Raw genomic sequence first — 15,033 nt, 5'->3', positions numbered from 1 at the left:
TTTTTGTTCCGTCGCAAGAACAATCATCCCAAGCCAGAGGGCATTTGCGTCCCCGGACACACCCCAAACACCACATCAACACCGGTGGATCCAGGCTCAACGTCCCAATTCCTACATCGTCAACTTCGGCACCCGCTGAGTCGCGATCCCGTGGTGGTCAGGTGGCCGCGTGAACCCACCAGGCGACAACCAGCCCGCTGGAAACCCTCGAAACCTGACACGTGCGGATAGCCGACTTTGCCGGAGCCCTGGCGTCTAGCGCAGTGAAGGGGGCCTTCACGTACTTCCGACCACCCTGCGGGTTTCGGTGCCCCTGAGTACCGTTGTCGGATGGTCCACGTGCACCGGACGATCACCGTCCGAACCCCCATCCAGACCGTCGTCGACTATCTGAGGGACTTCGCGCACGCCGAGGCCTGGGACCCCGGCACCGTGTCCTGCACCCGGTCCGACAACGGCCCGATCGCCGTCGGAGCGCAGTGGCACAACGTGTCCGAGTTCCGCGGCAAGAAGACCGAGCTGACCTACCGTCTCGACCGGCTCGAACCGGGACGGATCGTGTTCGTCGGCGCGAACAAGACCGCCACGTCCACCGACGATCTGACGGTGACCGAAGAAGGCGGCACGACGACCGTCAGCTACCACGCCACCATCAAGTTCCACGGGCTGGCGAAACTCGCGGACCCCTTGCTGAAGCGGGAATTCGAGAAGATGGGCGACGAGCTGGTGCCGACCATGAAGGCGACGCTGGAAGCTCTCTGACGAGTGTCATGAAAGGGGCTTTCAAGACGAAAAACGTCTTGAAAGCCCCTTTCATGACATCCGGCGAAGGAGTGGCGCGAGGCCGTTCGCTAAACGCGCGGCGACTCGAGGGACCGCCGCCGCGGGTTGCTGAGCCGCCGCACCGCGTTCGCACAGGCCAGCGACTCCAGCAGCGGCACCGTCCGTTCCCAGCCGAGGCAGGCGTCCGTGATGCTCAGGTCGGGCCGGGGCGGCACGGACCCGACGTCCTGTCTGCCGTCGGAGAGGTACGACTCGATCATCACGCCCGCCAGGGCGTCGTTGCCCGCCGAGATCTGGTCCGCCAGATCCGCGACGACCACGGGCTGGCGGTTGTGGTCCTTGCCGCTGTTGCCGTGCGAGGCGTCGACGACGAGACGGTGCGGCAGGGCGGCGGCGGTCAGCGCGTCGAGGGCGTCCGCGACGGCGTGGGCGTGGTGGTTCGGTTTCGGGCCGCCGCGCAGGACGATGTGGGCGTCCGGGTTCCCGGTGCTGCGCAGGATCCGCGGGTGCCCGTCGGCCGCGGAGCCGGGGAACACGTGCGGCAACCCGGCCGCCCGCACGGCGGCGACGGCCGTGTCCAGCCGCCCGGAGACGCAGTTCTTCATGCCCACCGGCATCGGCAGCCACGACGCCAGGTGCCGGTGCGGCTGGCTGGCCACGGTCCGCGCGCCGATCGCGCCCCAGCTGATGGTGTCCGCGAAATAGGGCGCCAGGAACGGGTCGACGAACTCGTACGCCAGTGGCAACCCGGTCGCGGCGGCGTCGACCAGGAACCGCCGTCCGATCCGCACCCCGGACGCGAGATCGCCCTTGCCGTCCAGGGTGGGGTCGGGCACCAGGCCGGTCCAGCCCGCGATCGTCCGCGGTTTCTCCAGGTAGGCGCGCAGGACCACGACGAGGTCGTCGTCGAAGCGCCGGGCCGCCTCGGCGAGCCGGTGCGCGTACTCGAGAGCCCCGTCTGCGTCGTGCACCGAACACGGGCCCACGACGACGAGCAACCGGGAGTCCCGCCGGGCGAGGACGTCCGCGACGGTTTCGCGGTGCCGCGCCACGTCGTCCGGCACGACTCCGCTCATGGCCACCTCGGCCGGGCTGGGCAGGGTGTCCTGGTCAGGCATCCGCGTGACCTCTCTTCTTGTCGGGGGCGGCCACCCCGGCCCGGGGCAGCCGCGTCGCACCGGCGACCGCCACGACGGCGAGGCCGAGAACACACCAGAAGGCGTCGGCGAAGGCTCCGGCGACGTCCTGGCCGCGTGCGGCCAGGCGGGCCTGCAGCACCACGGCCAGCACCGCGGTGCCGATCGAGCCGCCGAGCGTGTTGAGCAGGTTCAGTGCCCCGGCCGCGCGGGGCAGCCGGGCGGGTTCGACCCGGCGGTAGACGATCGTCATCACCGGCGCGCCGATCAGCGCCGCGCCGAAACCGCGCAGCAGCAGGGAAACCACGATCACCCAGTCCGGGAGACCCGGGCCGAGCTGGGTGAAGGGAGCGGTGCCCGCCGCGACCAGCGCGATCCCGCTCAGCACCAGGGTGCGCGGCGAGATCCGGTCGACGAGCCGGTTCACCAGAACCGACCCGGCCGCCGCGCCGATGCCCTGGGGCACCAGCAGCAGCCCGGTGTCCCAAGTGGACAGTCCGGCGCCGCGCTGGAGGTAGAGCGGGAGCAGGAACATCGTGCCGAACACCGACGCGCCGAGCAGGACCAGTGCCAGCGCGGCGACCCCGAACGGCGGTTGGGTGAACAGCCGCGGGTCGAGCAGCGGCGCTTCGGCCCGTAGTCCGTGCCGGACGAACGCCGCGAGCATCACGACGCCTGCCGCGACGGCGAGCCCGGCGAGCACCGGGCTCCCCCGCTCGAACCAGGTGAGCCCGAACACCAGCACCGCGAGGCCCGGCGAAAGCAGCAGCGCGCCCCGGAAGTCGAACCGGTCACCCCGGCCGCCCGGTTCGCCCGCCGGGACCCAGCGCCGTGCCAGCAGCACGGCGACCACGCCGACCGGGAGGTTGACGTAGAACAGCCACGGCCAGTCCGCGACAGCGAGGATCGTGCCGCTCGCCAGCGGGCCGAGCACCGGTGACAACAGCGGCACCAGGCCGACGACGCTGATCACGCGGCCGATCCGGTCCGGTCCGGCGGCCCGTGCCAACAGCGCCTGCCCGGTCGGCGGCAGCAGGCCGCCCGCGAGCCCTTGCAGGACACGGAAGGCGATGAGCGCGGGCAGGGTCGGCGCCAGCGCGCACAACAGCGACGCCAGCAGGAACACGACGACGGCGGTGAGCCAGACGCGACGGCCACCGAACCGGTCGGCGAGCCAGCCCGACGCAGGCACCGCGGTGACCACGGCCAGCAGATACGCCGTCGTCACCCACTGGACGCCGGTGACCGGCGCGCCGAACTCCTCGGCGAGGGTGTCGACGCCGACCGAGACGATCGTGCTGTCGAGGGTCGCCATGAACGTGCCGAGCACCAGCACGGCGGCTGTCCGCCACAGCGCGGCGTCGACCGGGCGCGCGGTCATCGCTTCCCCACGAATCCGGCGGCGTCGCCGTCCAGCCAGGACGGCAGCTCCCGGAGGAACCGGACCAGCTCGTCGGCCAGCGGCCGGGCGTCCCGCGCGTACAGGACGCCGTCCCAGCCGTCCTGGCCGGGAACGACGGTGACGCTCACCGGATGGTGGGTCCGTTCACGGAACCGGGTGCCGGTGATGGTCAGGCCGGGCGCCGGTTCCCGTAGCTTCGCCGGATCCACCGGGTAGTTCTCGAAGACGAGCAAGCTGTCGAACAGCCGCTCGCGTCCGGCGAGCGACGCGAGTTCGGGCAGGCCGATCCGGTGATGCGCGGCCATCGCCTGCTGCCGTGCCTGCAACTCGGCCAACGCCTCGGCAACCGTTCCGGTGAACCTGGCACGGACCGGCACGCTGTTCGCCAGCAGGCCGATGATCTCCTCGACACCGTCCACTTCGGACGTCCGGTTGGAGGTCATCACCCCGAAACTGACGTCCGGGCGCCCGACGCTCGCCGCGAGCACAGCCGCCCACGCGCCCTGCAGCAGCGTGTTGACCGTGAGCCCGCGTGCCGCGCCCAGCCGGGTGAGCTCCGCGACCAGCGGACCGTCCACAGTGAACAGTGCGGGCTCGGACGGTCCCTCGGTACGCGGCAGGTGGTCGCCTTCGGGAAGGCCGTCGAGTTCCGCCCGCCAGGCCCGGACGTCGGCCGAGTGGTCGGCCGCGGTGAGCAGGCGGGTGTACCGGGACGGCGGGACCGGCTCCGGCAACGGCTTCCCCGCGTACAGCGCGAACAGCTCGCCGAGGATGCGCGGCGCGGACCAGCCGTCCGACAGCAGGTGGTGACTGGTCAGCACCAGGGTCTGAAGCCCGGGTCCTTGCCGCAGCACGGTCACCCGCCACAGCGGCCCGTTCGCCAGATCGAAAGGTTCCGCGAGCTCTTCGTCCAGCGCAGGGTCCACTTCGGACACTTCGGCTATGTCACGGACCCGGAACCCGGCCTCCGGAGCCGCCGGGATCACCTGGACCTCGTGCGACGGCGGGAACACGGCGCCCAGGTTCGGCTGCCGCCGCACCAGTGCGGTCGCCGCCGCCCGCAGCGCCTCGACGTCGAGGTCACCGGACAGCGTGAACGCGGCCTGCACCGGGTACGGATCCGCGTCTCCCGCCGCTCGCGACTCGCGCAGGATCACCTCCTGCAACGGCGTCAGCGGCATGACCTCGCCGGGTCCCGGCACGTCGGCGGCGAGTTCGTCCAGCTCGCGGTGGAAGTGCTCGCCCAGCACGGTGATCTCGTCGGCGCCGAACAGCGCGGACGGCCAGGTGAAGCGGACGCCGAGCGTGCCGCCGTCGGGGACCATCGCGTTCACCGTCAGCGCGTACGGCAGCGGCAGGTCCGCGCCGCCGCCCGAACCGAGCGGATCGGCGTCCGGCGGGCGCTGCCACGCGGTTTCCGTGACCGGGGCCGCGGGGAACCGGCCGAGATAGTTCCAGGCGACCTCGGGCCGCGGCCCTTCGACGCCGAGGATTCCGTGGCCGAGGCCGTCTCCCGCCGCCCGCAAGTGGTCGCGCACCGCCCGCAGCGCGGACGGCAGCGATCCGGCGGGCGGGGCGATCCGGGCCGGATGCACGGCGGTGAACCAGCCTGCGGTCTGCGCCAGGTCGACGGTGCCCTCGAAATCCGGCGTGTGTCCCGGCCGCCCGTGACTTTCGACGGCGACGAGCAGATCGGCCCCGGTCCCCCGCCACGCGGCGACAGCACGGGCGAGCGCGGTCAGCAGGACGGTGTCCGGACCGGTGCGGTAAGCCGCGGGCAGTGCGGTGAGCACGGCGTGGGTGGTGTCCGCGCCGATGTCGATCCGGTGATGCCGCGCGGTGGCCACGGTGTCACGCGCCGGATCGAGCCCGGCACGGCCGAGCCTGGTCACCGGCGCGGCGGCGATCCCTTGCCAGTAAGGCAGTTCGTCCCGCCGGTGCGGTGCGGCGGCACGCAGCGAGCGCGCCCAGCCCAGGAACGACTGCCCACGCCGGTGCAGGGTGTTGCCGTGGAAGGCCTGTTCGACGTCGTCGAGCAGCACCCGCCAGGTTACCGCGTCGGCGACAAGATGGTGTGCCACCAGCAGCAACCGTCCCGGCCGCTCCCCGCCCGCGTCCATCAGCACCGCCTGGAGCAGCGGCCCCGTGCGCGGGTCCATCCGGGACACGATCTGCTCGACCTCCGCGTCCAGTACGGCGCGAGGATCGCCGGACACCCGGATGGTGGTGAGCACCGCGTCGGCGGTCACGGCCCCGACGTCCGGGATGCGCAGCGCGTCCTCGGCGAGGTGCGCGCGCAGGACGTCATGGCGGGCGAGGACGGCGTCGAGCACCGAGCGCCACCGCGCGACATCTCCTGCCGAGGGCACGCAGATCTCGACCCACTGGCAGAACCCGTCGGCCGCCTTTTCCGCGCGCTGCAGCAGATCGTGCATGACCGGCGTGAGCGGTGCGTCACCGACCGCGGGCGCTTCCTCGGCCCGCTCGGGTTCGCCGCAACGCGCCGCGATCCCGGCGACCGTGCCGCCTTCGAGGACGTCGCGCGCGGTCAGGTGCAGTCCTTCACGGCGGGCACGGGAGACCACCCGCAGCGACGCGATGCTGTCCCCGCCCGCTTCCAGGAAGCCGTCGTCGAGGCCGACACCGGGACCGAGGAGGTCGCGGACCACCCGCAGCAGCACGGCTTCCGCCGCCGTGGCGGGCTCCCGCCCTTCCGCGGTCCGGGCTTCCGGTGCGGGCAACGCCGCCCGGTCGAGTTTGCCGCTCGGGCCGAGCGGCAAACGGTCCAGCGGCACGAACGCCGTGGGCACCATGTACGCGGGCAGGTCCGCGGTGAGGTATTCGCGCAGCGCGGCCGGGTCGGGTTCGGTGCCGTCCACGGGAACGACGTAGGCGACCAGCCGGTCTTCGCGGACGATCACCGCGGAGGCGCGCACGTCGTCGTGCGCGGTCAGCGCGGTCTCGATCTCGCCGAGTTCGATCCGGAACCCGCGCAGTTTGACCTGGTGGTCGGCGCGGCCGAGGAAGACGATCTGCCCGTCCGGCCGCCAGCGCACCAGGTCACCGGTGCGGTACATCCGCTCCCCCGCCCGTCCGAACGGGTCGGCCACGAACCGTTCGGCGGTCAGCGCCGCCCTGCCGACATAGCCCTGGGCGAGCTTCGGCCCGGCCAGGTAGAGCTCGCCGGTGACGTTCGTCCCGACCGGGAGCAGCCCGCCGTCGAGGACGTAAGCGCGGACTTCGGGGTCCGGGCGGCCGATCGGCAGCGGACCGGGGTCGTCCGGGTCGTAGTGCCAGGTGACCGAGTTGATGGTGACCTCGGTCGGGCCGTAGGCGTTGAACAGCGCCCGCCGGTTCCCCCAGCGCCGGGCCAGTTCCGGGTCGAGCCGCTCGGCACCGACGACGAAGAACACGTCCGGATCGACGGTCGCGTCGTCGGGCATCGCCGAAAGGAACGAGGGCAGCAGGTTGAGCCCGGTGACGCGGTGTTCGGCGGCGTAGGCGAGCAGGTCGTCGCCGGAGACGCGCACCTCCTCCGGGGCGATGACCGAGGCGCCGCCCGACAGCAGCGGCAGCATGAACTGCCAGAAGGCGACGTCGAAACTGGTCGAGGCGAAGTGCAGGTACCGCTCGGCGGTCCCGATCCCGACGATGTCCTCCTGCAGCGCGATCAGGCTCGGGATCCCGCGATGGGGAACCGCGACACCCTTGGGCTTGCCGGTGGTGCCGGAGGTGTAGATGACGTACGCGAGCGAATCGTCGGTGACCGGCACGGACGGGTCGGTGTCCACAGTGGACAGTCGACCGGGATCGATCACCGGGAGCCCGTCGACGTCCGAAGTGGACACGGCGGCGGCGGGCCTGATGTCGCCGAGCATGTAGGCGAGCCGGTCGGCCGGGTAGTCCGGATCCATCGGGACGTGGACCGCCCCGGCCTTGAACACGCCGAACAGCGCGACCACCAGGTCGACGTCGCGGCGCAGCAGGACCGCGACCGGGTCCTGCGGTTTCACCCCGGCTTCGATCAGGCTGTGCGCGAGCCGGTTGGCCCGCCGGTCCAGTTCGGCGTAGGTCAGGCTCCGGTCGCGGCAGACCACGGCCTCGGCGTCCGGGGTTTCCCGGACCCAGCGGGCGAATTCGGCCAGGGCGCCGCCACGCTCCCGCTTCGGTTCCGGTCCTTCCCCGAGGCGCAGCATCGCGCGTTCCTCGTCGGCGCCGAGTGCCCGCAGCCGGGCCACCGGCCGCGCGGGATCGGTGACGATCTCGTACAGGACGGCCCGCAGCCAGCGGCCGTAGGACTCGGCCTCGTCGCGGGTGAAGGCCTGCGGCTGGTAGCCGAGCCCGACGGTGAACTCGTCGCCGGGCAGCACGATCACCGTGAGCGGGTAGTGCGTGGCGTCGGTGATGTCGACCCCGACGAGGTCGAGGCCGGGCGCCAGGGTGGTGCGGGCGCGGCTGGAGAGCGGGAAGTTCTCCATCACCAGCATCGTGTCGAACAGGTCTCCGACGCCGGCCGCGCGCTGGATGTCGGGCAGCCCGGCGTGATGGTGGTCGGTGAGCCGGACGCTTTCGGTGTGCACGCGTTCCAGCACGGTGACCGCGGTGTCGGCGGGGTCGAAGCGCACCCGCACCGGGATCGTGCTGCCGAGTTGCCCGATCATCCGCTCGACGCCGGGGACGTCGGCCGGGCGGCCGGACACCGGGCAGCCGAAGACGACGTCGCGGCGGCCGGTCAGCCTGGCGAGCAGCACTCCCCACGCGGTCTGGAACACCGTCGTCGGCGTGATCCCGCGTTCGCGGGCGAAGGCGCGCAGCCGTTCGCTGAACTCCCCGCCCAGTTCCACGGTGACCCGCTCCGGACGCTCCACAGTGGACTCCAGGCTCGCGGGCGCGAGCCTGGTGCCCTCGTCGAGTCCGGCCAGCGCCTCGCGCCATGCCTCCAGCGCGGCGTCCGGGTCGCGTTCGCCGAGCACCCGGTGGTACTCCGAAAGCGGCGGGGCGACCGGGGCCGCCGCGCCGCCGCCGAGTTCGGCGTAGGTGGCCAAGAGCGTCCGGCCGACCAGCGGCATCGACCAGCCGTCGAGCAGCGCGTGATGGTTGGTGAGCACCAGGCGGTGCTCGTCCGGGCCGAGGGTCAGCAGCAGGAACCGGATCAGCGGCGGGGTCGCCGGGTCGAACGGGCGGGCCAGTTCGACCCGGCATTCGGCCGCGACCTCCTCGGGCTTTGCGTTCGCGTGCCGCCAGTCCAGCGAAACCGCTTCCGGCACCACCTGGACGACCTCGCCCGCGTCGGTGGTGTGCAGGTGGACGCGCAGCGCGGGATGCCGCCGCAGCACTTCCGCCGCGGCCTCGCGCATCAGGCCGGCGTCGAGCGCCCCGCTGAGCAGGGTGACGGCCTGCACCACGTAGACGTCGGTGTCGTCGGCGCCGCGCGTCAGCGTGTGGAACGAAAGCCCGGTCTGCAGCGGCGTCGCGGGCAGGACGTCCTCGATGCGGCCACGGCGTTCGAGCGCGTCGATGTCGGCCTGGCCGAGACCGACCAGCGGCAGATCCGACGGCGTGAGACCGCCGCCGTCCGGACCGATCCGGGCGGCGTGCGCGGCCATCGCTTCCAGCGCCCGCGACCACGCCTCCTGAAGCGCCTCGACACTGTCAGACGGCAGGACCGCACTCGCAGCGGTCCACTCGACGGCCAGCCGCGGACGTCCGTCCTCGCGGACGAAGCAGTTCAGCGCCAGCACTTGTTCCAGTGACTTGGCGTCCGGCTCGATGACCGCGAACGGGTCTTCCTCCGGCAGCTTCCAGCCGGTGCCGGGCAGGGCCGCGAATCGGCCGAGGTAGTTCAGGACGACGTCCGGCGGCGGGACGGCGGCGAGTTCGTCCCGGGTGAGCGGGTCGAGATAGCGCAGGACGCCGAAGCCGACACCGCTGTCCGGCACGGCCCGTTTGGCCTCTTTGGCGGCCCGCAGCAGCTTTCCTGCCGCGTCACCGCCCGCGAGCGCACTCTCGAAATCCGCGGTCGTGGCGACCGCTGTGGCGGGAACGCGCAGCGGATGCTCGGCGGTGAACCAGCCGACGGTGCGCGACAGGTCCAGGCCGTCCTGGTCCCGGCCATGTCCTTCGAGGGACACGGTTTCGGCCGTGACCGGAGCGGCCCGCCACGACCGGAGGGCGAGCACGAGCGTGGCGAGCAGGACGTCGTCCGGCCCGGCGCGGTAGGCCGCGGGCAGACCGGTGAGCACCGCGTCGGTCTGCTCCGGCGAGGCGAGGGTGACCGAGCGGCGCGCGGTGGCGACCGTGTCGGCGGTCCGGTCGAGCGGGCGGTGGCCGAGGCGCGGGCCGTCGAGCGCGTCGCGCCAGTGGCCGAGTTCGCCGCGCCGGGCACCGGACGTCCCCTGTTCGGCGAGGCGAAGTGCGTGCCGCCGCCACGACGTCCCGGCCGGTTCGAGCTTCTCGCCCGCGCAGGCGGCGCGCAGGTCCGGCAAGAGGATCCGCCACGAAACGCCGTCGATCGCCAAGTGGTGGATCACGATGACGAGATGATCCGGCAGCAGCGCGACCCTGAGCACTCCGGTCCGGAGATCGAGCGAGTCCGCGAGATCCCGGGCGACGTCCTTCGGATCGCCCGTCGTTTCGACGACGATGTCGGCGGCGTGCACGGAACCGCGCTCGCGCACCCGCATTTCGTCCTCTAGATGCAGCCGGAGAGCGTCGTGGTGGTCCAGCAGCGTTTGCACGCCCTCGATCAGCAGGTAGGGCGGCAGGTCCTCGTCGAGCCGGATCGCGGTCCATTGCGTGTAGCCGTCGACCGCCCTGACGTCAGGATGCGAGTCGAGCAGCGCGCGGACGATCGGCGGGGCGGGCACCTCACCCACGGCCTCGTCGGGCTCGTCGGGCGAATCGGCAGGGCCGCCGATCTCCGCGCTCGCCGCCGCCAGCGCCTCGAAACTGCGCCGGGCCAGCAGATCGCGCGGCCGCAGGTCGAGGCCGTGCGCGCGCAGCCTGCTGCTGACGCTGATCGCGGTGATGCTGTCGCCGCCCAGCGCGAAGAAGTCGTCGTCGACGGCGACCTCTTCGACGCCGATGACCTCGGCGATGGTCGCGCACAGCAGCCGCTCGCGTTCGGTGGCCGCGGTCCGGCCCGCCGCCGCGCGCGGGGCGGGCAGCGCCACCCGGTCGATCTTCCCGTTGGAGGTCAACGGAAGCGTGTCGAGGACGACCACCGCGGCGGGTACGAGATGCTCCGGCGCCCGCGTGGCGAGTTCCGCGCGGACGTCGTCCGGGACGACCTCGCCGACGACGTAGCCGACGAGCCGCGGCCCCCGCACCGCCGCGGCGGCCGCGCGCACCCCGGGGACGGTGGCCAGCGCGGCCTCGACCTCGCCCAGTTCGACGCGGTGGCCGCGCACCTTCACCTGGCCGTCACGGCGGCCCAGGTACTCCAGCCCGCGACCCGGCACCCAGCGGGCGAGGTCGCCGGTGCGGTACATCCGGTCGCCGGGCTCGCCGTAGGGATCTGCGACGAACCGCTCGGCGGTCGCGCCGGGACGCCCGAGATAGCCGCGCGCCAGATGCGGTCCGGCGAGGTACAGCTCCCCCGGCGTTCCCGCGGGCGCCGGGCGCAGCGCGGCGTCGAGCACCCGGACGGCCGTACCCGGCACCGCGGTCCCGATCGTCGGTTCCCCGTCGTCCAGCCAGGATCCGGCACCGTCCACAGTGGCCTCGGTCGGGCCGTACATGTTGCGGGCGCGGACACCCGACTCCGCGACGCGGCGCCACAGCGCGGGCGGCGTCGCCTCACCGCCGAGGACGAGCAGCGCGGGCGGGTGCGATCCGCCGAGCAGTCCGGCCTCGATCAGGGGCGCGGCCATCGACGGTGTGGTGTCGACGACGTCGATCCGGTCGCGGGCGAAGGCGGCCAGCAGTTCGTCGGCGTCCCGGGCGACGTCGGTGCCGTAGACGTGCAGTTCGTGGCCGAACAGCAGCCACATCAGCTGGTCGAGCGCGGAGTCGAAGGCGAACGAGTAGGTGTGCGCGACCCGGAGCCGCCTGCCCGCGGCGCGTTCGGTTTCGGCGACCGTGGTCGCGCGGTGATGGCGCAGCAGCGTCGCCAGCCCGCCGACCCGGCCGAGCACGCCCTTGGGGCGGCCGGTCGAGCCGGACGTGAAGATGACGTACGCGAGATGTTCGGGGTGACGCGGAATCGACAGCGGCGTTCCGTCCAGTGTGGACAGATCGGTTTCGCCGAGCAGCAGCTGCGGTCCCGGCACGATCTCCGCATCGTGGGTCACGGTGAGGACAGCACCGGCTTCGGCGGCCAGCTCTCGCAACCGCTCGACCGGATGGGCGAGATCCAGCGGCAGGAAAGCGGCCCCGGCGTCCAGCACCGCCAGCAAGGCGACGACGAGATCCGCCGACCGCGGCAAGGCCAGTGCGACGACGTCGTCGGGCCCGACGCCGCGTGCCCGCAGCGCCCGCGCGAGCCGGTGGACCTTCGCGACGAGTTCACCGGCGGTCAGCCGCTCGTCACCGGACACCAAAGCGGTCTGCCCTGGATCGAGTTCGGCGAGAAGTTCCGGTACGCCAAGGAGTTCAGCGGCGGGAGCGGGAGTGGACCACGCGTCCAGGAGTGCGTCCCGCTCCCCCGGCGGGACCAGGTCCGCGCCCCCGATGGCCGGGCCGTCCGGGTCGGTCAGAGCGGTGATCAGGCAGCGCAGCGCGGTCAGCTTCGCATCGACGGCGGGCTGGTCGTGGGTGCGCGCGTCGACCTCGAAACCGAGCAGCAGCCCGCCGTCCGAGGTCGGGAGCACGGACAGGCCCATGTCCTCGGGCGGTCCGCCCGCGACGTTGCGCATGGTGCCGTGCGAGCCCGCGAAGTCGAGCTTCAGGTCGAACGCCTTGAGGTTGATACCACGGCCGTGCAGCAGCGCGCCGGCGCCCGGCACCGCCAGATCCTGCGGCAGATCCTCGCCCCGGTAACGCTGATGCGCGCGCATCTCCTTCAGCGCGCCCGCGACCCGCGTGGTCAGCTCGGCGCCCGAGTCCTCCGGGAGCACCGTCACCCGCAGCGGCAGCACGTTGACCGCCATCGCCGGAGTCCGCAGCGCCGTTCCCTCACGGCACATCAACGGCAGCGCGAACACGACGTCGGTCCAGCCGAGCACACGGTGCAGGAAGGCGGCGTAGCAGGCGATCAGCGCGTCGCCCCAGGTCGTCCCGGCGCGTTTGCCCAGCTCGCGCAGCCGCGCCAGATCCGAGGCGGGCAGGACCGACCGGGCGGTCACCGTGCTTTCCGGAGGCCCCGAGGAGCCGCTGCCGTCGTCGACATCCGGCAACGGCGTGAACCGCTCCCGCCAGTACTCCCGGTCCCGCTCGAACCTTTCACTGGCGAGGTAGGCGCGATCCGCCTCGACCAGGTCGGCGAACCGGGCGAACGTCGAGGGCGGCACGTCCTTCCCCGTCACGGCGGCGGTGTAGCGGGCCGCGGTGCGGCGCGCGAGCATCGCGGCGGTGTACCCGTCGAACACGAGGTGGTGCCCGAGCTGGGTGAACCACACCTCCGAGTCCGAGAGCCGCAGCACGAGATGACCGAACAGCGGCCTGCCGACCATGCCGCGGCACGCCTCGGCGACCCGGCGGCGTTCGGCCTCCACCCGCTCGTGCGCCGCGGCCACCGGATCGGCCGCGCCGCGCAGGTCCAGCACCTCCGGCGTCGGCACGGGATCGGCCGACACCAACTGGCGCGGACCGTCCGGCGTCTCGAAGACCCGCAGCCGCAGGCTGTCGGCCTCCTCGACGGTTGCGCGGATCGCCTCGGCCAGCGCCACGACGTCGACCGGACGCTCCCCCCGGACCTCCACCACGTCGCCGACGACGTAGTAGGGCGAGTCGGGTTCCAAGCGCTGCGCGGTCCAGATGCCCAGCTGGGCGCCGGTGAGGCTCAGCATGACGGCACCACCATCGGGGTACCGGTCACCGGATCGGGCACGACGACACAAGGGAGATCGAAGACCTCCTTGATGAGCTCGGCGTCGACGATCTCGGCGGGAGCGCCTTCGGCGACGATCCGGCCGTCTCGCAGTGCGACGAGATGGTCGGCGTAGCGGCAGGCCTGGTTGATGTCGTGCAGGACGGCGATCACCGTGCGCCCTTCGTCCCGCAGGCGCGCCAGCAACCCCAACAGCTGGTACTGGTGCGCGATGTCGAGGAACGACGTCGGTTCGTCGAGCAGCAGGTACGGCGTCTTCTGCGCCAGCACCAGCGCCACCCAGACACGCTGACGCTGCCCGCCGGAGAGTTCCTGGACCGGCCGGTCGGCCAGTCCGGCCACCCCGGCCGCGGTCATCGCGTCCAGCACCGCTCGTTCGTCCTCTTCGGACCACGACGCGAACAACGACTGGTGCGGGAACCGGCCACGCGCGATCAGCTGCCGGACCCGGACGTCCTCCGGTGCGACCGGATCCTGCGGCAGGAAGCCGAGCTCCCGCGCCAAACCCTTGCCGGGGAAGGAGCCGACGTCCTTGCCGTCCAGAAGGACCTCGCCCTCGGCCGGGCGCATCAGCCGGACGAACGCGCGCAGCAACGTCGACTTGCCACAGGCGTTCGGTCCGACGACCGCGGTGAACGCGGCATCGGGCACATCGAGGTTCAGCCGGGTCGACACGACCCGGTCGCCGTAGCGCAGGGTCAGGTCCCGGGCGGTCAAGCGAGCACTCATGAGCGCCGCACCTCCTTGGTGAGCAGCCAGATCAGGTAGCCGCCGCCGATCACGGTGCTGACCACGCCGACAGGCAACGAGACGGGCGCCAGCAGCATCTGGGCGGCCAGGTCGGCGCCCGTCAGCAGCACGGCGCCGGTGAGGGCCGCGGGAAGCAGGCCGATACCGGGGGTGCGGGCCAGCCGCCTCCCGATCTGCGGCGCCGCCAGCGCGATGAACGCGATCGGCCCGGCGACGGCGGTGACCGTGGCCGTGCAACCGACCCCGATCAGCACCAGCAGCAGCCGCAGGCGGTCCCAGCGGACACCGGTGGTGACCGCCAGCGCGCCGCCGAGCGCGGCCTGGTGCAGCGCGGGCGCCCTGGTGAACAGCACGACGAACAGCACCGCGAGCACGCCGAAGGGGATCGCGACATCGTCCCAGCCGACCCCGTTGAGCGAACCGGCGTGCCAGCCGACGGCCGCGATCGCGACCTCCAGTTCGGCGCGCAGGACGATCCACGAGTTGAGCGCGGTCAGCATCGCGTTCACCGCGATGCCGATGACGATCAGCCGCAGACCGGAAAGCCCGCCGCCGAGTGACAGCGCGTAGACGACGGCCGCCGTGATCACGCCGCCGAGCACCGAACCGATCGTCAGCTGCGTCGAAGTCCCCGACAGCACGGTGATCGCGAACAGCGCGCCGGTGTAGGCGCCGGAGTCGAGACCGATCACGTCCGGGCTGCCGAGCGGATTGCGGGTGATGTTCTGGAAGATCGCGCCCGCCAGCCCGAGCGCGGCGCCGAACACCAGCCCGGCCAGGACCCGGGGCAGGCGCCATTCGCGGATGACCACCCCCGGGCCGCCACCGGAACCGGTGAGCGCGGCGAACACCCGGGCGGGACTCGCCCACGCCGCGCCGTAGCAGAGCCCGAGCAGCGTCAGCCCGGCGATGACCACGATCATCGCGGCGAGGAACCAGAGGGTGCGGCGTTCCATCCGGGCGGAGAACCGCCC

Annotated in this window: 6 protein-coding genes; 1 reads left to right on the top strand and 5 read right to left on the bottom strand. The window is 72.5% G+C overall.

Going from position 1 to position 15,033, the window contains the following annotated elements:
* The first annotated feature begins 330 nt into the window (after positions 1–330).
* Positions 331–762, top strand: a complete 432-nt coding sequence (locus ACZ5IK_RS27285; protein WP_465490273.1) for an SRPBCC family protein — start codon at positions 331–333, stop codon at positions 760–762.
* Positions 763–851: 89 nt separating this feature from the next.
* Here the strand turns inward: ACZ5IK_RS27285 and ACZ5IK_RS27280 are convergent, their stop codons facing one another.
* Genes ACZ5IK_RS27280 through ACZ5IK_RS27260 form a run of 5 tightly spaced genes read right to left on the bottom strand, consistent with a single transcriptional unit; the run spans position 852 to position 15,015 of the window.
* Positions 852–1,901 carry a 3-deoxy-7-phosphoheptulonate synthase gene (locus ACZ5IK_RS27280; protein ID WP_465490272.1) on the bottom strand — a complete coding sequence of 350 codons (1,050 nt, stop codon included), beginning with the start codon at positions 1,899–1,901 and terminating at the stop codon, positions 852–854.
* Positions 1,894–3,300 (bottom strand): DHA2 family efflux MFS transporter permease subunit, encoded by a 1,407-nt coding sequence (locus tag ACZ5IK_RS27275; protein WP_465490271.1) that lies wholly within the window; start codon positions 3,298–3,300, stop codon positions 1,894–1,896. Before ACZ5IK_RS27275 ends, ACZ5IK_RS27280 begins: the two co-directional genes overlap by 8 nt.
* Positions 3,297–13,268: an amino acid adenylation domain-containing protein gene (locus tag ACZ5IK_RS27270; RefSeq protein WP_465490270.1), complete on the bottom strand. Its 9,972-nt coding sequence runs from the start codon at positions 13,266–13,268 to the stop codon at positions 3,297–3,299. The genes ACZ5IK_RS27275 and ACZ5IK_RS27270 overlap by 4 nt, the downstream gene beginning before the upstream one ends.
* Positions 13,262–14,038, bottom strand: a complete 777-nt coding sequence (locus ACZ5IK_RS27265) for an ABC transporter ATP-binding protein (RefSeq protein WP_101608253.1) — start codon at positions 14,036–14,038, stop codon at positions 13,262–13,264. The genes ACZ5IK_RS27270 and ACZ5IK_RS27265 overlap by 7 nt, the downstream gene beginning before the upstream one ends.
* Positions 14,035–15,015 (bottom strand): FecCD family ABC transporter permease, encoded by a 981-nt coding sequence (locus ACZ5IK_RS27260; protein WP_465490282.1) that lies wholly within the window; start codon positions 15,013–15,015, stop codon positions 14,035–14,037. The genes ACZ5IK_RS27265 and ACZ5IK_RS27260 overlap by 4 nt, the downstream gene beginning before the upstream one ends.
* Positions 15,016–15,033 lie beyond the last annotated feature (18 nt).

It is taken from the genome of Amycolatopsis sp. NPDC031561 (genome assembly GCF_055580625.1).
The sequence above is the reverse complement of the archived record's forward strand: the minus strand, read 5'-3'. Positions and strand labels throughout refer to the sequence as shown.